Annotated in this window: 30 protein-coding genes; 6 read left to right on the forward strand and 24 right to left on the reverse strand. The window is 32.1% G+C overall.

What is annotated here, in order from left to right:
* Positions 1-13 precede the first annotated feature (13 nt).
* Both BUC23_RS09195 and BUC23_RS09200 read right to left on the reverse strand, forming a co-directional pair.
* A complete protein-coding gene (locus BUC23_RS09195) occupies positions 14-1,276 on the reverse strand; it encodes a mechanosensitive ion channel family protein (RefSeq protein ID WP_073208729.1) in 1,263 nt (420 codons plus the stop codon).
* Positions 1,269-1,553, reverse strand: a complete 285-nt coding sequence (locus BUC23_RS09200) for a DUF3817 domain-containing protein (protein ID WP_073208731.1) — start codon at positions 1,551-1,553, stop codon at positions 1,269-1,271. The genes BUC23_RS09195 and BUC23_RS09200 overlap by 8 nt, the downstream gene beginning before the upstream one ends.
* A 104-nt stretch (positions 1,554-1,657) precedes the next feature.
* On the opposite strand from BUC23_RS09200, the gene BUC23_RS09205 reads away from it, so the two are divergent.
* The 4 genes from BUC23_RS09205 (at position 1,658) to BUC23_RS09220 (ending at position 6,685) form a co-directional block, all read left to right on the forward strand.
* Positions 1,658-2,185 (forward strand): DUF6155 family protein, encoded by a 528-nt coding sequence (locus BUC23_RS09205; RefSeq protein ID WP_073208733.1) that lies wholly within the window; start codon positions 1,658-1,660, stop codon positions 2,183-2,185.
* Positions 2,186-2,292: 107 nt separating this feature from the next.
* The gene (locus BUC23_RS09210) at positions 2,293-3,837 is read left to right on the forward strand and encodes a DEAD/DEAH box helicase (protein WP_073208735.1); all 1,545 of its coding nucleotides are present in this window, start codon (positions 2,293-2,295) and stop codon (positions 3,835-3,837) included.
* Positions 3,838-3,977: 140 nt separating this feature from the next.
* Positions 3,978-5,315 (forward strand): DEAD/DEAH box helicase, encoded by a 1,338-nt coding sequence (locus tag BUC23_RS09215; protein ID WP_073208737.1) that lies wholly within the window; start codon positions 3,978-3,980, stop codon positions 5,313-5,315.
* Between the two features lie 95 nt (positions 5,316-5,410).
* The gene (locus tag BUC23_RS09220; protein ID WP_073208739.1) at positions 5,411-6,685 is read left to right on the forward strand and encodes an NAD(P)/FAD-dependent oxidoreductase; all 1,275 of its coding nucleotides are present in this window, start codon (positions 5,411-5,413) and stop codon (positions 6,683-6,685) included.
* A 19-nt stretch (positions 6,686-6,704) separates the two neighbouring features.
* Here BUC23_RS09220 and BUC23_RS09225 read toward each other — a convergent pair whose 3' ends face one another.
* The 15 genes from BUC23_RS09225 to BUC23_RS09280 form a co-directional block, all read right to left on the reverse strand.
* Positions 6,705-7,934, reverse strand: a complete 1,230-nt coding sequence (locus tag BUC23_RS09225; RefSeq protein ID WP_073208903.1) for a multidrug effflux MFS transporter — start codon at positions 7,932-7,934, stop codon at positions 6,705-6,707.
* A gap of 447 nt (positions 7,935-8,381) precedes the next feature.
* Complete coding sequence (locus tag BUC23_RS09230) at positions 8,382-8,642, reverse strand: hypothetical protein (protein WP_073208741.1); 261 nt, start codon at positions 8,640-8,642, stop codon at positions 8,382-8,384.
* A gap of 215 nt (positions 8,643-8,857) precedes the next feature.
* On the reverse strand, positions 8,858-9,529 hold the full coding sequence (locus BUC23_RS09235; RefSeq protein WP_073208742.1) for a hypothetical protein: 672 nt from the start codon (positions 9,527-9,529) through the stop codon (positions 8,858-8,860).
* A gap of 2 nt (positions 9,530-9,531) precedes the next feature.
* The gene (locus tag BUC23_RS09240) at positions 9,532-10,068 is read right to left on the reverse strand and encodes a hypothetical protein (RefSeq protein WP_073208744.1); all 537 of its coding nucleotides are present in this window, start codon (positions 10,066-10,068) and stop codon (positions 9,532-9,534) included.
* 234 nt (positions 10,069-10,302) lie between these two features.
* Positions 10,303-10,857 carry a structural protein gene (locus tag BUC23_RS09245; RefSeq protein ID WP_139259809.1) on the reverse strand — a complete coding sequence of 185 codons (555 nt, stop codon included), beginning with the start codon at positions 10,855-10,857 and terminating at the stop codon, positions 10,303-10,305.
* Positions 10,850-11,002 (reverse strand): hypothetical protein, encoded by a 153-nt coding sequence (locus BUC23_RS17485; RefSeq protein ID WP_167365568.1) that lies wholly within the window; start codon positions 11,000-11,002, stop codon positions 10,850-10,852. Before BUC23_RS17485 ends, BUC23_RS09245 begins: the two co-directional genes overlap by 8 nt.
* A 94-nt stretch (positions 11,003-11,096) precedes the next feature.
* Positions 11,097-11,315 (reverse strand): hypothetical protein, encoded by a 219-nt coding sequence (locus tag BUC23_RS09250; protein WP_073208747.1) that lies wholly within the window; start codon positions 11,313-11,315, stop codon positions 11,097-11,099.
* 11 nt (positions 11,316-11,326) lie between these two features.
* Positions 11,327-11,512 carry a hypothetical protein gene (locus BUC23_RS09255; RefSeq protein ID WP_073208749.1) on the reverse strand — a complete coding sequence of 62 codons (186 nt, stop codon included), beginning with the start codon at positions 11,510-11,512 and terminating at the stop codon, positions 11,327-11,329.
* The gene (locus tag BUC23_RS09260) at positions 11,512-12,075 is read right to left on the reverse strand and encodes a hypothetical protein (protein ID WP_073208751.1); all 564 of its coding nucleotides are present in this window, start codon (positions 12,073-12,075) and stop codon (positions 11,512-11,514) included. Before BUC23_RS09260 ends, BUC23_RS09255 begins: the two co-directional genes overlap by 1 nt.
* A 4-nt stretch (positions 12,076-12,079) precedes the next feature.
* Positions 12,080-12,799 (reverse strand): hypothetical protein, encoded by a 720-nt coding sequence (locus BUC23_RS09265; RefSeq protein WP_073208753.1) that lies wholly within the window; start codon positions 12,797-12,799, stop codon positions 12,080-12,082.
* 112 nt (positions 12,800-12,911) lie between these two features.
* Positions 12,912-13,118: a hypothetical protein gene (locus BUC23_RS17330; protein WP_139259811.1), complete on the reverse strand. Its 207-nt coding sequence runs from the start codon at positions 13,116-13,118 to the stop codon at positions 12,912-12,914.
* 51 nt (positions 13,119-13,169) lie between these two features.
* Complete coding sequence (locus BUC23_RS17490; RefSeq protein WP_167365569.1) at positions 13,170-13,343, reverse strand: hypothetical protein; 174 nt, start codon at positions 13,341-13,343, stop codon at positions 13,170-13,172.
* A 58-nt stretch (positions 13,344-13,401) separates the two neighbouring features.
* Positions 13,402-13,614 carry a hypothetical protein gene (locus BUC23_RS09270; protein ID WP_073208755.1) on the reverse strand — a complete coding sequence of 71 codons (213 nt, stop codon included), beginning with the start codon at positions 13,612-13,614 and terminating at the stop codon, positions 13,402-13,404.
* Positions 13,611-14,780 carry a hypothetical protein gene (locus BUC23_RS09275; protein ID WP_073208768.1) on the reverse strand — a complete coding sequence of 390 codons (1,170 nt, stop codon included), beginning with the start codon at positions 14,778-14,780 and terminating at the stop codon, positions 13,611-13,613. Before BUC23_RS09275 ends, BUC23_RS09270 begins: the two co-directional genes overlap by 4 nt.
* Positions 14,781-14,891: 111 nt before the next feature.
* Entirely contained in the window at positions 14,892-15,395 is a 504-nt protein-coding gene (locus BUC23_RS09280) for a DUF2911 domain-containing protein (RefSeq protein ID WP_073208770.1), read from the reverse strand.
* A 185-nt stretch (positions 15,396-15,580) separates the two neighbouring features.
* On the opposite strand from BUC23_RS09280, the gene BUC23_RS09285 reads away from it, so the two are divergent.
* Together BUC23_RS09285 and BUC23_RS09290 are read left to right on the forward strand one after the other, a co-directional pair.
* Positions 15,581-17,497 carry a DUF294 nucleotidyltransferase-like domain-containing protein gene (locus BUC23_RS09285; protein WP_073208772.1) on the forward strand — a complete coding sequence of 639 codons (1,917 nt, stop codon included), beginning with the start codon at positions 15,581-15,583 and terminating at the stop codon, positions 17,495-17,497.
* Between the two features lie 3 nt (positions 17,498-17,500).
* Positions 17,501-18,097, forward strand: a complete 597-nt coding sequence (locus BUC23_RS09290) for a 3'-5' exonuclease (protein WP_073208774.1) — start codon at positions 17,501-17,503, stop codon at positions 18,095-18,097.
* 17 nt (positions 18,098-18,114) lie between these two features.
* Here BUC23_RS09290 and BUC23_RS09295 read toward each other — a convergent pair whose 3' ends face one another.
* The 7 genes from BUC23_RS09295 to BUC23_RS09325 form a co-directional block, all read right to left on the reverse strand.
* Complete coding sequence (locus BUC23_RS09295) at positions 18,115-18,600, reverse strand: 4'-phosphopantetheinyl transferase family protein (protein ID WP_073208776.1); 486 nt, start codon at positions 18,598-18,600, stop codon at positions 18,115-18,117.
* A gap of 25 nt (positions 18,601-18,625) precedes the next feature.
* Positions 18,626-18,883: an acyl carrier protein gene (locus BUC23_RS09300; RefSeq protein WP_073208778.1), complete on the reverse strand. Its 258-nt coding sequence runs from the start codon at positions 18,881-18,883 to the stop codon at positions 18,626-18,628.
* Positions 18,884-18,981: 98 nt separating this feature from the next.
* Positions 18,982-20,256, reverse strand: a complete 1,275-nt coding sequence (locus tag BUC23_RS09305; RefSeq protein ID WP_073208780.1) for a beta-ketoacyl-[acyl-carrier-protein] synthase family protein — start codon at positions 20,254-20,256, stop codon at positions 18,982-18,984.
* Positions 20,257-20,295: 39 nt separating this feature from the next.
* Positions 20,296-20,742, reverse strand: a complete 447-nt coding sequence (locus tag BUC23_RS09310) for a 3-hydroxyacyl-ACP dehydratase FabZ family protein (RefSeq protein ID WP_073208782.1) — start codon at positions 20,740-20,742, stop codon at positions 20,296-20,298.
* Between the two features lie 8 nt (positions 20,743-20,750).
* On the reverse strand, positions 20,751-21,803 hold the full coding sequence (locus tag BUC23_RS09315; protein ID WP_073208905.1) for a type III polyketide synthase: 1,053 nt from the start codon (positions 21,801-21,803) through the stop codon (positions 20,751-20,753).
* On the reverse strand, positions 21,800-22,513 hold the full coding sequence (locus BUC23_RS09320; RefSeq protein ID WP_073208784.1) for a methyltransferase domain-containing protein: 714 nt from the start codon (positions 22,511-22,513) through the stop codon (positions 21,800-21,802). The genes BUC23_RS09315 and BUC23_RS09320 overlap by 4 nt, the downstream gene beginning before the upstream one ends.
* Positions 22,514-23,644 (reverse strand): NAD(P)/FAD-dependent oxidoreductase, encoded by a 1,131-nt coding sequence (locus tag BUC23_RS09325; protein ID WP_073208786.1) that lies wholly within the window; start codon positions 23,642-23,644, stop codon positions 22,514-22,516.
* Positions 23,645-23,738 lie beyond the last annotated feature (94 nt).

A 23,738-nucleotide genomic window follows, 5' to 3' on the forward strand; every position in this document is an offset into this window, starting at 1 on the left:
TAATAATTAAAAATTACTCATCAGCTATAATTTTACCGTGAGAGGGTAATTCAAAGATTTCTAAATCAAAATACGGTACAGCTGCAATAATATGATCAAAAATATCTGACATTATATATTCATAATTTTCAAAACGCTTGTCATGAGAAAATGCATATACCTCTAGAGGAATTCCCTGAGAAGTAGATTGCAATTGACGACAAAGCATAAGCATATCTTGATTTAATCCGGGATAATTGAATAAATATTCTGTTATATACTTTCGAAACAAACCTAAATTTGTCAGATTTCGTCCGTTAAGAGCTAATGATTTATCAACTTTATTAATAAAATTATAGTTATCTATTTCTAATTTTCGAGTGTCAATATACTCTGATATAAGATGAATTTTTTTCAAATCATTCAATTCTGCTTCTTCTAAGAAACGAATACTGCTTGCTTTAATAAGGATATGTCTTTTTATTCTTCGCCCATCAGAATTAAGCATTCCGCGCCAGTTTTGGAAAGAATCAGAACTTAAGCTGTAGGTTGGAATTGTAGTAGTGGTATTGTCAAAATTTCGAACTTTTACTGTTGCCAAATTGATTTCAATGACATCTCCATCAGCACCAAATTTATCCATTGTAATCCAATCGCCAATTCGGACCATGTCATTTATAGAAACTTGAACGCTGGATACAAAACCTAAAATAGTGTCTCTGAAAATCAAAATTATCACCGCAGAGACAGCTCCTAAAATGGTTAAAAGTTCTTTTTGGTCAATGTCAAATAATTTAGAGATAATCACTGTAATTCCAACCATCCAAAGGACAATCATAACCACCTGAATAAAGCTGTCAATAGGTTTATCGCTATATCTTGGTTTCAGTTTTAAATAATCCCTTAAAGCATTAAAAATGGTACGAATAATCCATAAAACCAAAATGACAATGTAGATTCCTACGAGTTTCCCAAAAACACCTTCCCAATATTCATAGCGTTCTAAAATTATAGGGACTGATTTATATATGAATAATAACGGGATTAAATGGGCAATGTATTTTGCCGTTTTATTAGTTACTAGTAAATCGTCAAATTTAGTTTTGGTTTTCTGCGCTATAACCATCATGACCGTTACTAATACAAGTCTGAATACGATATAAATGGCATAAGCTAATAAGCAGAGTATGGCAATATTTAGGAGTAAACTCAGATAAGAGGCAAAACTGCTTCCTAATCCCCATTTTCTAAATATTGGATATAAAAAAGTGAATAATTTCTCTATTATTTTATACATTTTTAAGGTATTTTTTATCTACATAAAAAGTGCCTAAAGGAATTAAAGAGGCAATTAAAATTAGGCTAAAGGTCTTGAAGTTCCATTTTTGAGATTTTTTTAATAAAATTGCCAGTATTATATAAGCTATAAATAATATTCCATGGCTCATTCCTATAGGGTAAAGTAATGTTTTATAAAGTAAAAAATTTGTTGGCTTGATAAAAAGCATATTCGAAAATAAAACCAAGTATGATATTCCTTCCAGAATTGCTGTAATCTTGAAAATCTTAAGCATTTACAATATATTTTGATTGATATTTGACAAAAATAAGTATTATCATTGATTTTTAATCTATTGATTCCTAAAGTAATTTACTTTTGTATTCTTAAACTTTGATAATGAGCAAACGCGATTTAAAAAAATATTTAGCTGAATTGAATAAAGAACAACTCGAAGAACAAATTATCGAATTGTATGAGAAATTCAGTGCTGTAAAAGTCTATTATAATTTTGTTTTTAATCCAAAGGAAGAAACTCTTTTGCAGGAATGCAAACGGAAAATCTCACATGAATATTATCCTGTAAAAAAACCAGGAAGAAGAAGCAAACCAAAAATGAGACGGTCCGTCGCTCAAAAATACATCAAGCATTTTATCGTTTTGGGAGTTGACCCTTTTATAATTGCCGATGTAATGCTCTACAATATTGAAATTGCACAAACTTTCTCCTCCGAACATCTTGTAAAGCCCGAATTATTTTTCAAAAGTATGTTTAATTCCTATGAACAAGCGGTAGTATTTTTGATTGCAAACGGAATTATAAATGATTTTAAGTCTAGATTGTTAGCGATTCATAATCAAACTGTTAAGCAAAAATGGTACAATGAAACCGAATTTAATGCCATAATAGAGCGATTGGACTACTAAGGTGCTGTATAATTCTATTTTATTTAATGACTCCTCTTTTTTTTTAATTAAAATTGACAATAAAACTGTTTTTTAGGCGTATTTTTGCAAAAATCCAACAATAAGCAATGTCCCAAAACACTTTAGAAATCGAAATCGAAGACAAAAAAGAACTTTATGCCTACCAAAAAGGAGACATAGATGCTATCTTTGAACGTATCGACAATGGACCTCGTCAACATCATTTGTTATACCAACTGCCTACTGGTGGAGGAAAGACAGTAGTTTTTTCTGAAATCGTGCGCCGCTATTTGTCAAAGCATGACAAAAAAGTAGTTGTTTTAACGCATAGAATAGAACTTTGCAAACAAACTTCAAAAATGTTGAAGGGTTTTGATGTAAAAAACAAAATCATCAACAGTAAAGTAAAAGAACTTCCAGACCAAAACGATTATTCTTGTTTTGTTGCCATGGTAGAGACATTAAAAAACCGAATCAATGATGAAAAATTACATTTGGACAATATTGGTCTAGTAATTATTGATGAAGCGCATTACAATTCCTTCAGAAAATTACTAAGCTCTTTTAAAAATGCTTTCATATTAGGAGTAACTGCAACACCGTTGAGTTCTAATATTAAATTGCCAATGCACGAAAGTTATGATGAATTAATTGTTGGAGACACAATTAGTTCATTGATTGACAAAGGCTTTTTGGCAAAAGCAATTACCTATAGTTATGATGTAGGATTGACCTCATTGAAAGTAGGAATAAATGGAGATTATACCGTAAAATCATCGGATGATTTATACACCAATATGGCCATGCAGGAAAAATTATTGCATGCTTATACAGAGAAATCTTTAGGTAAGAAAACCTTGATTTTCAATAATGGTATCAATACCTCTTTATATGTATATGAAACTTTCAGAGAAGCCGGTTATGAAATTCGCCATCTTGACAATACCAGCAATAACGAGGAACGAAAAGATATTTTACATTGGTTCAAGAATACACCTGATGCTATTTTAACATCTGTTGGAATCCTTACCACAGGTTTTGATGAACCTACAGTAGAGACTATTATTTTGAATCGTGCAACAAAATCCTTAACCCTTTACTATCAAATGATTGGTCGTGGTTCTAGAAAACTGCCTAACAAAGATGTGTTTAATGTTATCGATTTAGGAAATAATGCAGCCCGATTCGGGTTGTGGAGTGAGCCGGTAAACTGGCAACATATTTTTAAATCACCAGAGTTTTATTTAGAAAATTTACGTGATGATACAGAAATCGAATTGTATTTCAAATATTCGATGCCTCCGGAATTGCGCGCTAAATTCAGTAAGACAGAAGTGGTAACTTTTGATGTCGATGAAGAACACAAACTGATCATCGCACAAAATTTACGTTCAAAAGAAGTGCTTGAAAAATCGCTTGAACAGCACGCTGCCATGTGTGTTGACAATTCGGAGACTTTACAAGAAGCTAAAGCATTAGGAAAACTGCTAGAAGACGATATTGATTGTCGTATTAAACGCTATTCTAAATGTTTGAGCCAATGCAGTAAAAATTACCGCGAATGGCTTGTTGACGATTACAAATTGAAGTTAATCCTGTTAACTGGTAAAAAATATCGTGAGAAAATCATGAACGAACCGGACGAAGATTAATATTTCTTTTTCAAGGAGCTAATCCCGCTGTACACTATATCTGCCATGGCGAACACCGCCACAACAGGATGCCGTTTCCATCGGGGCTAAAAACTAGGTTTACAAAACAACTATTTTTATAAAAATATAAAATTAAAAAAATGTCAAAACAATTCTCTGATTTAGGAATTTCTACTCCCATATTGAATGCACTTTCTGATTTGAAGATTGTTGTGCCAACAGAAATACAGCAAAAAACAATTCCGTTACTATTATCAAATACAACTGATTTGGTAGGTCTTGCCAAAACTGGAACTGGAAAAACAGCGGCATTTGGATTACCATTATTGCAATTAATCGATACTAATTTAACTGTGATTCAAGCAGTAATTTTGGTACCTACGCGAGAATTAGGGCAACAGATTTTTAGAAATTTAGAATCTTTCGCAAAATACTTACCGGAAGTTTCTATTGCGGCAACTTGCGGAGGAATCCCTATCAAACCACAAATAGAAAGACTGGCATTGCCAACACATATTGTTGTAGCAACTCCTGGACGTTTGATTGATTTGATTCAACGCAAAGCAATTAATTTAAAAGAAACCAAATTCCTTGTGCTTGATGAAGCAGATGAAATGGTTACAATCTTAAAGGAAGGTTTAGACGAAATTATTGCCGAATTACCTTCCTCTCATAAAACTTTTTTGTTTTCAGCCACTATGCCTGGAACCATTAAGCAACTAATTCAAAATTACCTGAATAAAAATGTGGTACAGGTTAGTGCTAACATGGAAACAGTAGGAAATCAAGGTATTGATCACGAATATATTGTAGTTGATCCTATTGAGAAACTGGATGTTTTGATGCATTTTCTAAATTCAAAAGAAGGCGAACGCGGTATTATCTTTTGTAAAACAAAAGCCGCTGTCAATAAATTAGCTAAAAATCTGGCAATCAACCGCTTTTCTTCCGGAGCATTGCATGGCAGTTTATCACAAGGAATTAGAGACAGAATCATGGAGCAGTTCCGTGAAGGACATATCAATATATTAGTAGCGACCGATCTTGCCGCAAGAGGAATTGACGTAAAGGAAATCTCTTATGTAGTGAATTACCATTTACCGGATGTTTATGAAACTTACGTTCACCGAAGCGGAAGAACTGCAAGAGCAGGAGCAAAGGGACTTTCTTTAACAGTTTTACAACCAGAAGAAGAAAAAGAAATTTCCTATTTCGAAAAAGAATTAGGAATAAAATTTACCAAATTTAAAAAGCCAACCGTTGCCAGCATCGAAGAAAACAATACGCTTTTATGGGCAAAGCAAATTTTCAAGACAAAACCCAATCACGAAGTTGATGTGGAGCTGAAGAATAAAATTAAAACTGTTTTCCATCATTTGACTAAAGATGAATTAATAGAAAAGTTATTGGCCAATTATTTGTTGCAAAACAAAAATGAGCCAGCAGAGAAACCCGTGAAAAGACAAAAAATGAACTAAATTTTATAAGTTTTTTAATACTTGTTATATTTAATTGCATCCATAAATAGAGTATATTTATGGATGTTTTTTTTATGAATCATAAATAACACGATATGGAGATTGTAATAATTGGAGGTGGATTTGCAGGATTGAACCTTGCTAAAGAACTTTTAAATCAAAAAGGAATTCAAGTTACACTAGTTGATAAAAACAATTATAATTTCTTTCCGCCTCTTATTTATCAAGTTGCCACTGCTTTTTTAGAGCCTTCAAGTATCAGTTATCCTTTTAGAAAGTTTTTTGCCGGTAAAAAAAATCTAAAATTCCGTATGGGAAACTTACTAAAAGTAAATCCTGCAGAAAATAAAATTATTCTCAATAATGGTGAATTAAAATACGATTATTTGGTTTTTGCAACCGGCGCTGAAACGAGTTACTTTGGAATGGAAAATGTAAAGAAAAATGCCATTCCAATGAAAACGTTGAATGACGCTATTGTAATGCGTAATACACTGCTTAAAAACTTAGAAAAAGCAGCCATTTGCAAAGACATTCGCGAGCGTAGAAAATTTTTAACTATTGTGGTTGCAGGCGGTGGTCCTACAGGCGTTGAAGTTTCGGGAATGTTTGCTGAGATGCGTAAAAATATTTTGCTGAAAGAATATCCGGAATTAAGTACCACGGCCAGTAATATTTATCTAGTTGATGGAGCTAATGCCGTATTATCCCCAATGAGCAAGGCTTCACAGGAAGATACACTGGAAGCGCTGACAAAATTAGGGGTTGTCGTGAAATTAAATACCACGGTGGTGGATTATATTGATGACACAGTTTATTTTGGAAACGGGGAAACCATTCAAACCAAAAATTTAATTTGGGCAGCGGGAGTTTCTGCAATGGTTTTCGAAGGAATTCCAGCTGAAAGTTATGGTCGCGGAAAAAGAATGGCTACTGATGCTTTCAATAAAGTTAACCGCATTGAAAACATTTTTGCGATAGGCGATACTTGTATTCAACTTACAGATGCAGATTTCCCAAATGGACATCCACAAGTTGCACAAGTTGCTATTCAACAAGGTTTAAATTTGGCCAATAACTTTAAATTAATGAATCAAAATAAGTCATTAAAACCCTTTAAATATAATGATAAAGGATCGATGGCAATCATTGGAAAAAACAAAGCTGTAGTAGATCTACCCAAACCAAAAATGCATTTCAAAGGATTTTTTGCTTGGATTATCTGGCTATTTATTCACCTTATTTCATTAATAACCTATCGCAACAGGATAAAAACATTCTTCAATTGGATGATTGCTTATTTTGCAAAAGATCAATCTTTACGCATGATCATCAGACCCGATAAAAAAATTAAAATAGAATCAAAATAAGACTAAATTAGATTCAATATTAATGAAGTATTGCAACACCTTCATCATGCGAAGTGGATATAGTTTTTTTTATGCTTCTTTTTCCAATAATTAAAATCAGTAGTGCAACAAGTGTTGTAACGGTCATAATTACTACCATAGGTACTAACGAATTTTTGACGAATATACCAACGGCGAATGATGCCAATGCACCTAATCCCAATTGAATAGCACCCATTAAAGCAGAAGCACTTCCTGCATTTCTTGAGAAAGGAGCAAGGGTAAGTCCTGCCGTATTAGGATTAGATATTCCCAAACAAGCCAGGAATAAGAACAACATAGTAATCGTTCCATACAAGCCTAAAAAGCCATTCACTGAAAGTATAAGAAACACGATTACAATAATGGATTGTGTAATTAAAGCACCAAAAATCATCTGTTCACTTTTAAATCTGTTCAACAAAACAGAATTCAGCTGGCTGGCACTGATAAAACTCAATGACATAAAAGCAAATATCCAACCGTAAACTTTGGCGTCCACTTTAAAAATATCCATAAATAAAATAGGAGAAGCTGCCACGTAAGTAAACAATCCGGAGAAAGCTACCGCTCCTGTAAAAGCATAGGTATAAAACTGAGGTTCTTTTACAATGCCGATAAAATTTGTAATAATAGGTTTTGGTTTTAATGAAATCGAAGTGTCCGGTTTATATGTATTTGGCAAACCAACTTGGGCCGCTAAAAGGATCAAAATCCCCATACACATTAATATAAAAAAGACAGTATGCCAACCATAATCAGTAGTAATATAACCTCCAATCGTAGGCGCTAACATTGGCGAAAGACCCACAACCAGCATTAATAATGAGAATACTTTAGGAATATCTTTCACAGGAAATAAATCCCGAACCATAGAAACCGAAGCAACCGTTGCAGCACAACTGCCCACAGCTTGAATGAATCGTAAACCAATAAATGTATCGATATCCTTAACAAAAACACAGCCTAAAGAGGCTAAGATATAAACTAACATTCCTATAAATAATGGTTTTTTTCTACCAAAACGATCTAATAATGGTCCGTAAAGTAATTGTCCCGCAGAAATTCCAATAAAATAACTCGACAAAGTCATGGAAACATTGGCAACAGAAGTATTCAAATCAGCAGCAATTCCAGCAAATCCAGGCAAATACATATCAATCGAAAATGGACCAAGTGCTGTTAATGATCCTAAAATTAGAATTAATTTTATATATTTTGTTTTAGTGATTGAGTTATCGGTCATTAGATTGCATTTTTAATTTTTTGCAAAGGTAAATGTTTAGATTTCTATTTCAGCAGTTTCTCAGGAAACAAAAATTAATGCTTATGTGGAAAAAACTAAAACTATTTCTTTTGACCAATACGAATTGATTGATTCTTATTTGGTTTTGCCAACTCCTTCAGATTGTTCTGAATATTCTATCTTGAATTATAACTTTGTTTAATGGCTATTTTTTTTAGGATTTATTAACTTACCGTTTGTGTAATAATCGTGTATCAAGATATTACATAAACAGTAAGTTAATAAACGAAAAAGAGTAACTAATAAATGAACTATAATTTATAGTATGTAAAGCGCTTGATATTTGAAAATTTGTTTATATTTGCCATAGATTTATTTCAATGAGAGGCGAGGTGCTTGTAACACCGTTTGAGCCTCTTTTTTTTGTTTATACTACCAACCTGTTTTTATTCTTCCTCTGATTTGAAAATCAGGCCTTGAATGTAGAAAATCTCCATTTTTATAATAACACAAAATTTTTCTAGTTCTTCTAACGTAAATTAAAATATAATCCCATGTTATATTTTGTTTGCTCATCCATTGAGAATAACTGTAAATTGAGTGCACGTATTCTGTAAATAATCTTCTTTCTTTACCTAAATAAACAGACACGGAATAATCATTTTTATCTTTCAATCCCTCGTAAATATTCATAGGGATAAGAGATAAAAAAATTCAGAATTGGGTAATGTTTGGATAAGAGATAAAAAAAATAGAACACCCCAAATATTAAGGAGTGCTCTATTATATAAATAGTTCTTTGTTTGCATGTGATTTGATTTATTTCAGCGAGAGGAATCTTGTAAATTCACACTAAGTCTCTTTGAAGTTTTGACAAATATACATATTTTTTTGAATTACGTAATTTTTTAATAAATTTTGTCATATTCCGCAATTTCAATCCATAAGCCATGCAATGGGAATGCACCTTGCAGATAAGAGTAGACAGTCAAAGAGAAACCATTTTCTGTCTTACTATTAATTTCATAACCTGCCATATTGCTAACGGGAGTAATAACCGAACAATCAATTAATAAACGATGTTTTAATATTTCCAAGGGTTTAGAAAAGACAAAATTCATAACAGAAGAATTAGCAACTTCCGTTACATTAATCATTAGTCCTAATGAATTTTCATAAATCTGTAAAGTTGGTACTGCTAACTCCGACACTTGTTTCATTACTGCAACATATCTCTTTTGAATAGCCACTAAATCAGGTACAGAAGATAGTTGTTTTATCTGCCCTAGTGGTATAATCTCGGTGTTTTCCTTTCTAAAATCACTTTCTTTTATTAGTTTTTGATCAAAAAACTCGGAGGAAATTAAATACTGCTCTACTTTTGAAAACAAAGAAAAAAGCTTTTTTTGTTCCAAATTCTGCGGGGTTAATACTCTTTGTCCTTCGATAAAAACAGCGGTAACTATACAAGCTTCATAAGTTGATAAAGAAAGTAACTTACCATCCAAACCCGTAATTAACTCGTTATATGTCAATATCCCTTTTTGATTGAAAGATACTAAAAATGTGTTGTTTTCCATAATTATATTTTTAAATATTTACGCAAATATTTTAATTCGCCAGCATCTAGATACTGTAAGATGTCTTTTCTCAAACTTCTACTATTGGTGTCAACTTCATAGTATAATTTTTCTAGTTTATCAAAGTAATTACGATATAAAACTAGGGTTTCTTTAATTGAGTTATCATTTTCCGAGTATCCTTTAGGATTCATAAAATCATACCAATTTCCATTGTCTGAATATCTTACTCCAAAATCTGTAGCCAATTTTGACGATGCAGCGTGCAAGTCTTTTGACTTAGTTATTGCTAATCTTTTTTTATTTTGAGTAAGGGGATTTTGATTTACCAAAAGTTTGGTTTCTTTTATAATAACAGAATCAGCCTTTTGACCCTCTAACCTTAAAGTTTGAGAAGCTTGTCTAGTCTGTTCCGATTGTTCAGCCATATAACGTCTTAAATAAGGGATTCCAACCAAAAGAGCCGTTATAAACAACCAATATCTTTTTATAAATTCTATTATCTGAGTGGGTGTGTCTACTTGTCTTTTATTTATCATCTTTGAATATTTTTGAAACGAAATATAATAATATTAAAAAGCCTAGTAGCGATAAAATTTTCATTTCACGCCACAAGGCTAGTAAGGGCAATAGCATTGGCATTTTAACGCTTTTGAGGGATGAAAACCTTATAAGCAACTACCAACAATCCCAATGTTAAGACTGCTAAGATTTGTACTTGATGTACAATTACGAATGTTTTAAATTTTTCCAATTTGAATGTTTTTTAGTTTTTAAAATATATTTTTGATAGCTAGTGAACAAAAAAAAACCACTACAAAAACGATTGCAGGTATAAAAGGTTTTATTTTACTTGGTGCAATCACTACTATTAACTGAGAAGTTGAAACGTCTCCTAATAGTTGTAATGCTTCATTAATATCGTTATCAGTTATCAATGTGTGTGAGTTTCCTAACTCGACCTTGCAAATTGCACGAACCAACATAATTAGGAAAGCACTGTTAATAGTTTTTATTTTTTCGTTTGGTTGAACTCCTAAGGTTTTGCAAACGTTTAAAATGTATGCTTTTGTATCATTTTCTACACTTGGTGCATATTCCATGATTAAAGCAGTAACCGTGTTTTTTCCTTTATTTATATCATGTATCAAATCTTTAAGCATGGCACGAATTCCGAATTTCAACTCTGTAAATTGTTCGAATTTTACATCTTTACTTTGAGGAAAAGGAATTTTACCTTGCCACGCTTGTGAAGTTCTGATAAGGTTTCCCGGGTTATTATTTCGCAACCCTCTTACTTTGTGATTATTTAAGAATGACTTACTCAACTGATTGAAGTTTTGCGGTTTCTTTTTTATCTATATCGGTTAAAGTTTCTATTGCGAATTCTACAATTTTAACTAATGCCATTAAATAAATACCGTATTTTAATACGAATTTTAAACCGTTTACTATTCCGTTTACTTTATTCATTTTTTTTGATTTAAATAAAGCCTTACAATAGCATTTACAGGATTCCTTTTACTCTTGTTAGACCTGTACGCTTAAAGTAAAGCTTTGTTAATTTTTACATGCTAGATGCCTGAGTCTGTTTTTTTACAGCTGTAATTTTGACCCAGAACATAACACCTTCTTTTGAAGCTTCGCTTGGTTCAACTTTGTAAAGTTTACCGCCTAATTCGACGTAACCAACTGCAAAACCTTTCCCTTTTTTGTCCTTACATCCTATTAATTGGTACGGATTTCCGAAACGATCGTTTGATATTCTCTTTTGAAATGTTGACATTTTTTAATGTTTTAAATTGTTGTGTTTTGATTAGAAATTACTTCTTTTGGTTTTTTGAACATGTGAATGATTGAAGCAATACCTATCACTACCTGTATTGCAATTTTAACGATTTCAGCCAATGGAAGTCCATTTGTTGGAATTAGGGCAGTACCTTGTACTAACCCTATCCCTGTAAGTCCTATTAATGATTTCATTATTTCCAACGGTTGTTACGAGCATTATTAGATGCATAATGTGCCCTTACAGAAGAAGAAGAACCTTTTTTATACATTCCTTTTGCTTTACTTTTGATAATCATGTAAACAGCTCCTATGCATGATAAAACTATTAATAAATGTTTCCAATGTTTTTTGAACCATTCCTTTATCGTAAAATCAATTACAGATGCACCAACCTGACCTGAAGCCTCTTTTACAGATTCAGAAGTTTGGGCAATTACTTCTTTAGTGGCTCCCTTTGTAAATGCATTTATAACACTTCCAGCTTGTTGTCCTACAATTGCTCCTGATTGTTGAGCTAATGCATTAGATTGAGCATGTAAAGCCTCTGCTTTTGCTAGATTTCCTTCCATTTCAGCGATACGAGCCTGTTTTTTAGCTTCCGCGGAAGCACTTATACCTTCGACTGTATTCTGTGCCAAACCTCCTACTACGGGTATCATTGAAAGAAGGGGAGTACCTATTTTAACAATGTTTTTAAGAGAGATTTGTTTTGCTCCCTGTTTAACCGATTTACCTATTTTAGTGAAAATACTCATAGGGTTATGCTTCTCTACGAACGATTAAATTAACTATAGACCCCTGAGCCTTACGAACCTCAATAGAATTAACTCCAAAAAGAGGCAATTGTATTTTGCTTGCAAAAGCACATTTTACACTTCCATCTTGACGTACATATGCTAGAGGGTCAATTGAACGAGACAATACTCTCAATTCGTGTAATGTGTATTTTACTACGACACCTCCCTCATAAGTGTAAGCTACCTCTATAATCGAATCTGCATTGTCTAAAATTGCAAGGTCACAATGTGCAACTTCAAAAGTTTTACTTTTATCATCTTGTGACATAGATTTATTTTCAAAAGACAATGTTTTTACGGAGGTTTGCGGTTCTTCAATTCCGTTAATTACGTAAGTTTCAGCCGTTTTTAAACCGATTAATTCGATTTTTATAACGTCTTTTTCTCCTAATTGGATAGCGCCATCTTCACAAATTTCACATTGAGCAGTAGTTTTGTAATTTACATCTGATGTAATCGCATCACCTTTGAAAGTAGTCAAGTAAATGAAGTCCTTTAGGTCCATATAACCTTTAGTTATTTCTTCATTTCCTGTTAACTTTTCAACCTCAATTTTTATTTGTTCGGTAGTTAATGCTTCTACATCGAGTGAAGAAGAAAAGATTACAGAACCAATAGCCTTGTTAAGTACTAGAACACCTGACTTAGTTATGTTCTTTCCTTGTGAGTTAAAAATTTCCATTTATATATTGATTTATTTAATAATGGCAAATTTGTTAAATAAAAAAACCCTCGTTTGAGGGTTTTAGGATATCAGGGGATATTAAGGGATTTTTACCGCTTTTTACTTGTTATTAGTTTTTTGGCACAATTTCTGTAATCTTAAAATAATGTTTAAAATGAGAAAATAAGACTATAGATATTTGAAACTCTTTTTTGATGTCTCTCAAATATTGCTGGGCAGTTTTTTCGGAAACTGACACTAATAGTAATTCTATATCTTTGTAAGATATTTTTTGATAATCTGTATAAATCTTTGGGGCACTTGTGGTATTTCTCATGATTTGGGTTATTAATAGGGGAGTGGTAGGACACTCCCTTTTTTTGATTAGTTATAATAAAGAATATTGATTAGTGATTTTTGGATTATCAAATGAAAATGACGTATCTTTTTGACGTATTGCATCGTTAAAAGATTCTATTTTGAGAATTAATACCTCTTTGGAATTTCGAAGCGGATAGGCTTTTGTTTTGACCTCTTTTTTTGTAAGAATTTGTGTTTCCATTTTGTAAGATTAAATTAACATATTTGATAAGAATAGCCGACTATCATAAGTCGGCTTTTTACCTCATAGCATTACGGAATCGTTTGAATGAAATTTCTCTATTATATATCGTAGATTCTAAGGCGTCAATTAAACCAATTAACTCCTCAATTTGTCCGTAAAAACCTCTTTTATCTTGGAAGATTGTAAGAGATTCATAATGTGTAAACATTTGACGCTTTAACGAATAAGCTTCTTGCAATTCTGATTCTAATTGTTTTTTTTGTTTCATAATCTTAAATTTATAAAGTTTAAATATTCTAATACGTGCTTATTGTGATTGGATTCCGTCATTATTTTTACATCTTTGTGTATCAATAAATCAAATAAATCGGTTATTTTTTTCCGCATTCTCGACTGCGCAACTTGTGTAGTCTCCAACGATGAACCTTTGAAAGTTAAAACTATATTTAATAGCGTTTTATGGTCATAACCTTTCATTATACAGTTTTGGATTAACTCATATATTAAATGGTCTGTAGGACTTAAATTTGGCGCTTTTTGACGTGGTTTATTTTCTATATACGAATTAATAGAAAAGACAATGACGTTAAATAATTGTTTCTCGCTTAAATTCAAATATTCGTCCAGGGTTTTAAATTGCGGACAAATATTAAATTTCTTTAACCGTTCCTTGTGCGCATAGTTTTTTATTGTAACCTCGCATCTAGTAAGGTTTTTTATTGCTTTTGCGTAAGTTGGAAATAAGTAAAAATTATAGAAATCAACTGATTTACTTAATAATTCAAATTCTTTGTGATAAAATTTTATAAATGGTATGGAGGGTTTTGCAAAATCTCTTTTATTAAATGTTAGTCCAACATTCATTGATTCAGAAATTTTGTGCAAGTGTTTTGCTTTGTTTCCTGTTTGGGATATCAATACATTTAAAGCATCTTCGAAGCAAAGAGGTGAATTAGTATACCTATTAATACATATATCAACATCCGAAATATAGCCACTAAGGAAACAATCGAAAGAACACGTAAACACTTTAAATTGTATGAATTCATCATATAATAATTTTATATTTTTTCTGTTTATACCTTCAAAATACCTGTATTTGAGCAATTTAGCAGATACAGTCAAATTAATAAATTTTGTTTGATTTTTTTGTTTTGTTTCATTGTCAAATATTGGAATTTCACAAAGTCCAATCCTGATAGTAATACCATTGTTTTGTATTAAAATTGGTTTTGGTGGGTTCAATTCACAATCTACCAAATCGAGTGATTCGTAATATATACAGGTTTGACTTGTCAAGCGTTCATCTATTATAATACACTCATTAAAAAGCACTTTGAGACTAAACGAATCTGTTAAGGGAATATTTATAGGAATATCTAGCATAACTTTAACATTTTGATTATCAAAATGTTGCTCATGGTTTTGAACCATAATTTATATTATGTAAAATAGACTTTATAGTAAAATGAAAGTTATTACATATTCGACAAAATAAAAACAGCATCACCTATTGGCAATGCTGTTTTATAATTTAAAAGGATATTACTTTACTGAAATTGGTATGATCCAATTATCCCAACTTAAGGAAATTGCATTTTTATCAATTGTATAAACTAATTTCTCAGCCATTGTTTCTGCAAGTTTTTGCTTTACAGAAACTCTTAACTGATCTTGTTTTTCATTATATTTATAAGCTCCCCATTGTTTTGCCTCTTTATTAAAAATGACAATGCATTCCTTTTCCTTTGGGATGATAAAAAAAGAGTATTTACCGGCAGGTAATTTTGATCCCCCAATAGTAAGTTCTTTGTCTGTTTCAAAAGTCGTTGCCTCATCTGCACCAGCCCGCCATACTTCATTAAATGGAACTAAAGCACCCCAAATTTGCCTTCCTTTAACCGACGGACTGCTATAATTTATACTAATTGTTGCTCCATTTATTTTACCTGCGGCTACAGCTTCCGGGCTAGCTTTCCCTTGTGCATTTACAAAATTGACGAACAACAAAACGAAAGCTAAAAAAAGCATTTTTTTAAGTAAACCCATGATTTAAAGTATTTTAGTTAGATATACAAACTTAAAATAACTTTATCTAAATAATTGTAAATTCTTACTAATTTTAAGAAAAAAATAAGGATTGTATAAATTATTGTTTTTACTATTAAATTGACCGTATTGTAATTATTTAATTTGTTATTTTTACAATCAATACTATATTTATTTGTCGAACTATGAATTCAATTGCTGAGCACATTGCTGATTTCTTAAAGGAATATCCACCATTTAATCATTTGACTTTTCAAGAATTATCTGAAATTGCTACTAGCATTCGCGTTGTAAATTTAGAAAAGCACAAAATATTATTTCAAATTAATGATGCTTTGCACGATAGTTTTTATGTTGTGGCTTCTGGCGTCATCAATTTATCAGTTATAGCTGATGCTGAGGAGACATTATTGAACAAATGTCATGATGGCGATATTTTTGGTTTACGTCCGTTTTTTGCGAAAAACAATTACATGATGACTGCTAAAGCTAGAGAGGAAAGTATTGTTTATGCTATTCCTATCGCCACTTTTCGTCCTTTTGTAGCTAACAATTCAGAAGTTTTAAATTTTTTATTGGAGAGCTTTGCAACAAATACACCTAATCCAAAAGATAAAGAAAATTTAAGAGGTAAATTGATTTCAGATAATGTATATTATTCAGATCAACAGTCTGAAATGCAGTATTTTCAATCTCTAAATTATAACAATTCTCCTTTAAAGACAACAATCACAAGTACAGTTTTAGAAGTTGCGCAACTCATGACCGAAACAATAATGAATAATGTCATTGTTTGTGATAATAATATGCCAATAGGCATTGTTACCGATAGTGATATGCGTTCAAAAATTGCAACTGGTAGATTTCCCCTAACAGCATCCGTAGATAAAATAATGTCGTCTCCGGTGATAACCGTGCAAGAGAATGTTTCCTTAGCAGAAGCGCAATTACTTATGATAAAACACAATATGACTCATTTGTGTGTGACCCAGGATGGTACAAATAAATCTGCTGTAAAAGGAATAATTTCAGAAAGAGATTTAATCATTGCTCAAGCCAGTAATCCGGGTGTATTAATAAAAGAAATTAAACGTTCCCAAACTCCAAAAGATTTAAAACAAATACGAGAGCGATTAGCTGATCTTATTCAAAATTCGATTCATAAAAATATTCCTCTTTCTCATATAAATAATATTGCCAGCGAAATTAATATGGCACTTATTAAACGTTCAGTCGAATTATCAATTTTAGAATTAGGCTCCCCTCCTGCTCGTTTTGCTTGGTTAAGTATTGGTAGTCAAGGACGAAAAGAGCAGTTGCTACCAACGGATCAAGATAGTATTTTAATTTTTGAAGATGTAACACCTGATAAATATAGAGACGTAAAAGACTATTTTCTAAAATTAGGAAAAAAAACAACTGCAACTTTAGAGAAAATAGGTTATGAACTATGTCCAAATGGGCATATGGGAAGCAATATGCTTTGGTGTAAATCATTGACAGACTGGGTAAAACAGTACAACAGCTGGATGAATACCCCAGGTGAAAACAGTAACGATTTGAGCAGTATTTTCTTTGATTATGAAATTGCGTTTGGAGAACAAAAAATTGAGGAAGCCATAACTAATACCGTTTTCAAAAATGCTAAAAACAATACTTTGTTCTTTGACTTTTTAGGAAATGATGCCCTAAGAAAAAATGCTCCTTTGACTTTTTTCAAAAATTTCAATGTGGAAGAAGAAGGACCAAACAAAAATAAATTTGATATAAAAACACGTGCTTTAATGCCATTAATAGATGGCGCCCGTTTGTTTGCTTTAAATTATAATATCAAAGGAATCAATAATACTTACCAAAGATTCAAACAATTAGCAATTACCGATGTCAAAAATTCAGAAATTTATCTTAATTGTGCCGAAGCCTTTTTGGTTTTGTCAAAATTTAGAACAATAGAAGGTTTGAAGAATGATGATTCCGGTCAATTTATAAATTTGAATGAATTATCAAAAATTGATAGAGAAAAATTAAAAAGCGCACTAGCTCCAATGAAAGAATTAGAGGAATTAATAAAAAGTAAATTTCAACTTACGCAATTTTCATAAAGTATGATCGATTGGCTGAAAAATATAAATAAAGAGCATCCCGAATTTTGGAAGGAATATCTTTCTAAATTTGATAAAAAATCAAAACGATTCGTAATTTTATCGACTGAAACTTCTGGTTTAAATCCGGTAAAAGACGTTATTCTATCTATTGGCTCATTTGCGGTAATCGATAACAGTGTTGTTATTGGGGATAGTTTTGAAGCCGTTTTGCTGCAATATAAATTTCTTCACGATAATGGACTTTCAAACGAATTTATCGTAGAGAGTAAAATGAAAAAATTAGGTGAACTTGAGGCTATTAAATCACTGATTGAATTCCTTGGAAATGCTGTATTGGTGGGACATCATATTGATTTTGATGTAGAAATGATTAATGCCGCACTGGAAAGACTAGATTGCGGGCGCCTAAAAAATGAAGCTTTAGATATTGATGTAATGTATCGTAAACTCCAAGATATCAACAATAGGCAATTTTCATTAGACGAATTAAGTACCATATACAACTTACCCAAAAGTGATCGTAATTCTTCCTCCGAAGACGCTTATAGAATTGCTTTACTTTTCTTAAAATTAAAGTCCAGATTGGGAATTAAATAACAATTTTATCTATAAAATCAAAGGGTAATACCTTTCCAAAAACTCCCGTGATGTGAAATCGAAACGGGCTTTTTTATTTCACTAAAATCATCAATTATATATGGAATTCCGTTTGTTTTACAGATTTTAGCATCTACTTTTATCTCCTTAATTTGACTAAAATAATTTTCTTCCGTAACCGCAATTGTATAAATATTGTCTTCTGAAATTTTGGTTTTTGTATGATAGATATTCCCATTACAGAGAACCGTTCCTGAAGTTTCGCTTTCGTATAAACATACAAGTTGCAAAGGGAAATACATTCTAATATTCGTCTGCCTATTATAGATTTTATAAGCAGCTTCTTTTCTGGTCCATAAGTTCCAAACCATTACTTCCGGACTCTCGGCACTAGTAATAAGCAGCTGTTCCTGTTGCGTAAAAATTTTATCCAAAAAACCTTTCCGCTTCCAGTTGCTTTCTTTTTTGGCTAAAGCCAAATCTACTATATCGTTTCCAATCACCTTATTTATCTATTTTGAATACCACTTATTCTTTTTCTGATAATTTAGCGTCAATAATTTCCATTGCTGCTTTTACGTTGATCATTCGTTCCATCGATTCATTATCAATTACAATGTTGTATTTTTCTTCTATATCTAAAATAACATCAACTAAATTAGCAGAGTTAATTTTCAAGTCATTGATGAAATCAGTTTCTTCCGTCAATGTGTCAAATGCTTCCTGATTTGCAATGTACGGTTTAACAATACTTTTTAATTCTTCAATTGTTTGTTCTTTATTCATATTTAATTTTTTAGCCAACAAAGGCAATAAGTTGAGACGTTTATTTATTAGTTCTAATTAGATATTTATTTTTGATTCTGCTTTTTCCCTGAATTATACTAGGATTTGAATTTCTTAAAAATTACACAACCATTCACATCTCCAAAACCAAAACTCGCTTTTGCTATGATATTTAATTTTGTTTCAATTACTTTTCTTGGGATTCTAGAATCATCAATAAGCGTAGTAATCTCAGGGTGTAAATCTTCACAATTAATATTTGGAAAAACAAATCCCTTATGCAATTGCAATATCGAAGCTACACTTTCAATGCTACCTGCGCCAGATAAACAATGACCCACCATTGATTTTAAAGAATTTATATACGGAAAATCAATTCCCTTTCTTCCTAAAGCTTCACTCCAATTCTGGATTTCTAAACTATCTTTTGATGTTGCTGTCAAGTGTCCATTAATAGCATCGATCTCATTTGCATGAATTCCTGCATTTTCAATAGCATTTTTTATACATTTCTGAACGGCGACAGGATTTGGCGCAGTCATAGTTCCTAATCCACGTTGGCCGCCAGAATTTACATTTCCGCCTAAAACTTCGGCGTAAATTTTTGCCCCGCGAGCTAACGCAGTTTCTAAATCTTCCAAAACCACCGCTCCTGCTCCGCTTCCAGGGACAAACCCCGAAGCACTAACACTCATTGGCCTTGAACCTTGAGCTGGCGAATCATTATGTTTAAAAGTACAAACGCGCATAGCATCGAATCCACCCCAAATATAAGGGCCAGAATCACTAGTGCTTCCTGCCAAAATACGTTTTGCCTGACCTGATTGTATACGTTCGTAAGCCATGAGAATACTTTCGGTTCCAGTAGTACAAGCTGAGGAATTCGTGGTTACCTGATTTCCTAAACCTAATTTCCCTCCTAAATAAGCGCTCACACCACTATTCATTGTTTGTGCCACGGCAGTACTTCCTAGCCTTCTAGTTTGAAAATCATCAATTTTATAAATACTTTCTCTAAATTTATCAATTCCAGAAGTTCCAGTGCCAAAAATGGTCCCACTATCCCAATCAGGATCCTCATTGATTTCCATTGCTAATCCCGCGTCTTTCCAAGCATCTATTCCTGCAATCACGCCATATAAAATACCCGTTGAATTGAAATTTCGAAGTTCTAATTCAGTGAAATATTGCAATGCTAATTCTGTAGAAACTTCAGGCTTTCCGGAAATCTGACAGGAAAATTGTAATCTTTCTAATTCAGGATCCTTTTTAATGCCTGAAATACCATTTTTTATTGCATGAGTAAACGCATTAAGCCCTACTCCATTTGGAGCAACAACACCAAGTCCCGTAATAACTACTCTTTTTTGCATACAAAAAATAATTTATAAACCATTAAGGCATTAAGAATATTAAGTTATTTCACTCTTTGAAACTATCATTCCAGCTACTGTTCCTGTGCAAACAACATCTTCTTTTTCGTTTTTCATAATGACTTTACATTTTAGTTTTCCAAATCTAAAATATATTTTTTCCGAAATCACAATCACTTTTTCATTTGGGAAAACAGGTTTTAAAAAATCTATTTCTGTTGATGTTAAGGCAATTGAAGTACTCTTACTAAATGTATTATTTAACAAAAATATACCTAGACAAACCAACCCAATTTGAGCCATAACTTCGGTTAAAATAACACCTGGAGTAACTGGAAAATCTTTAAAATGTCCTTTATAAAAATCGAGATTTTCATCAAAAGTGTAACTGCCCTCTACTCCATTTTCATCAATATGGGATATTTCGTCCACAAATAGAAAAGGCTTTGAATATGGCAATTGTGCTATGATATCTTGGCTATTCATTTTCGTGTTTAAAACTGGAGTAATACTCGTTGTGCTGAAAATCCTGGCCCAAAACTCAGCATCAATCCTTTTGACCCTTTTTCCGGATTTCCATCTATAATTCTTTCAAGAACATATAAAACAGTAGCGCTCGACATATTCCCATACAAGCGTAATACTTCTTTGGTATCGTTTATATTTTTTCCTAAATCAGAAAATAAAGCTTCAACCGTTTGTACAATTTTCTTTCCTCCTGGATGAAAAATTAAATGGTCAATCTCTTTCATTTGTAGAGTATTTCTTTCTAAGAAAGGATGAATGATATCCGGAAAATGCGAAGCTATCGTTTCCGGAACTTCAATATCTAAAACCATCTGCAAGCCTGAATTGGTGAGCTTAAAACCCATCATATGAATGTTATCATAAAAATGATACATTTCCTCCGCCAGAATTTCGGGTCCTTCATCATCTTCATGGGAAGAAAGCAAAACACAAGCGGCTCCATCACCAAAAATTGCCGCACTTACAATGTTTGCCATCGAAAAATCATCTAATTGAAACGTTGCAGTCGGACTTTCGACAGCAATTACTGCAGCTCGTTTTCCAGGATTAGCCTGCAAGAAATTTTTAGCATAGATAATTCCAGAAATTCCTGCCGCACAGCCCATTTCAGTGACTGGAAGCCGTACAATATCCTGACGCAATTTCAATTTATTAATTAAATAGGCATCTAATGAAGGAATCATTATACCAGTGCAACTTACGGTGATGATGTAATCTAAATCCTCTGGATTCCAATTCGCTTTTTTCAACGCTTTTTCTAGCACTTTTTCACCTAATTCAATCACTTCACGTACATATATATCGTTGCGTTCTTCAAAAGATGTTTTAGTAAAAACCTCTATTGGATCCATAATGGAATATCGCTTATCGACTGCAGCACCTTCAAAAATTTTCTTTACTTTTCTAATGAAACGTTCGTCTTGTCCGACCAACCAAGCATCCAAAAAAGGAATAATTTCGTCCGTATTTCTCGAATATTTTGGTAATTGTTTGCTTACCGTTTTTATTTTTACACTCATATTTTTGAAATTATCCATTGGTATCGGAAAGCCCATTCCCATTGGATTTTATAGTTGCTGAACTTTAATTTTTCTGAAAAATTTATCAATTCTACTTTTTTAAACCCTCTTAAAATTGAAATTAATCCGTCTTCTCGTGACATATCATTCAATCTAAAGACAAAACACAGTGCTTGAAATAGACGATAGGATATTGCACTCCTCTGCAGGTCATTAATAACAATTCCAATATTCGAATTGGCATTAAACACATTTAATAAATGAATTATTTCATTGTCTTTAAAATGATGCAATGTCAAAGTACACAAAACAATATCGTATTTTAATTCGTTAAAAGATTTATCAAATATGTCCTCACATTGGTACCTTATATTAGGATAATTTTGAGATAATTGTTGCGCGTGATTAACCGTGAAGTTATTTGCATCAATTCCTATCAGTTGAAGGTTTAAATTATTTTTTAACCCATAGTCTGACAAGGTTCGCAACATATCACCATTACCACAGCCTACATCCACTATTGTAATTGCTGTTGTTTTGGAAATGTTTCCTATCAGTTGCTGAACACCTCGTAAAGTTAGCTGGTTTCCTCCTAAGAGCTGGTTAATTTTGGCAATTTTGTCTAAGGCATCACGTAAGATTTCTCCTTCCATGGCAAAATCGTCCATAGTTTCAGGTTCGTTCGTTCTATATTTAGTATTTAGAAGCATTTATAAGTTTAAAATTATAGGTTTCCCGTGCGTCTTTTTAATAATTTTTGGCAATAAAAACGGAAATATAATTAATATACGCATCAATACAGCAGATATTTTTTGCTTCTGTAAAAGATTCGATAAAAATCTTCCCATTTTAAGTCTTTTCTTGAAATTAAAATTCCATTCCTGAATGTATTTTTCTTCTAATTCATTTCTAGAGCTGATTTCTTTATTGAAATATTTATCAATTAATTCTGAAACAATTTTAGCACTATGAACAGCCATTGCCATTCCGTTTCCGCATAAAGGATGAATTAATCCAGCCGTGTCACCAATCATTAAAATATGATTTTCAACAGTTTGTTTTTCCTCAAAACAAATTTGGCTAATCGTTAAAGGCTTTTCAAAAAGCAAGTTACTTTTTTCAAAAATTACTTTTAAATATGGATTCTGGTAAACTACTTTTTCTTGATAGTCGTCAATGTTTTTATATTTTTTAAAAGTTTTATAATCAGCTAAATAACAAATATTAATGATATTGTTTTCTACTTTTGAAACCCCGCAATACCCACCTTTAAAATTATGTAAACCAACCAGATGATCCGCAAAATCTCCTGAATAATGTGCTTTTACTGCCAACCAAGGAGACTTTTTCTGAATAAAATTACGATTTAATTTCTGATCAATATTGGACCGTTTTCCAAAAGCACCAATTACAATCTCCGATTTTAAAATGGTTTTATCAGAAGTGGTTATTGTGAATTCATCGTTATTAAAAACAATCGATTCTACCGTGTCTTTGATTATTTCGCAGCCATTTGAAATTGCTTTCTTATATAGATATGCGTCCAGAGTAAAGCGGCTAATTCCGAATCCTCCAAGAGGCAAACTGTTCTTAATTATTTTTCCAGAAACCGTTGAAAATTCAAGATGAGTAATATTTGTAGGATACAAATCTGCAATATCTAAATTAAGCCAATTGAAATATGGCAAAACTTCATTCGATATGTATTCTCCGCAAACTTTGTGTTTTGGAAATTCATTTTTTTCAACAACGGTAACTTGGAATCCAATTTTGGATAAATGAATTGCAGCAGTCAAACCTGCTAAACCGCCACCAATAATTAAGACTTCTTTATTTTTCATACAGAAGTAAATTTATGGATTTGTTTGAGAATGTAGCTATACAATTTAATATAAAACTTACATAATTAATTTGATTAATTCCTTGTATGATAAG

The organism is Flavobacterium xinjiangense (genome assembly GCF_900142885.1).
In the GTDB taxonomy this organism is placed as follows: Bacteria; Bacteroidota; Bacteroidia; order Flavobacteriales; family Flavobacteriaceae; genus Flavobacterium; species Flavobacterium xinjiangense.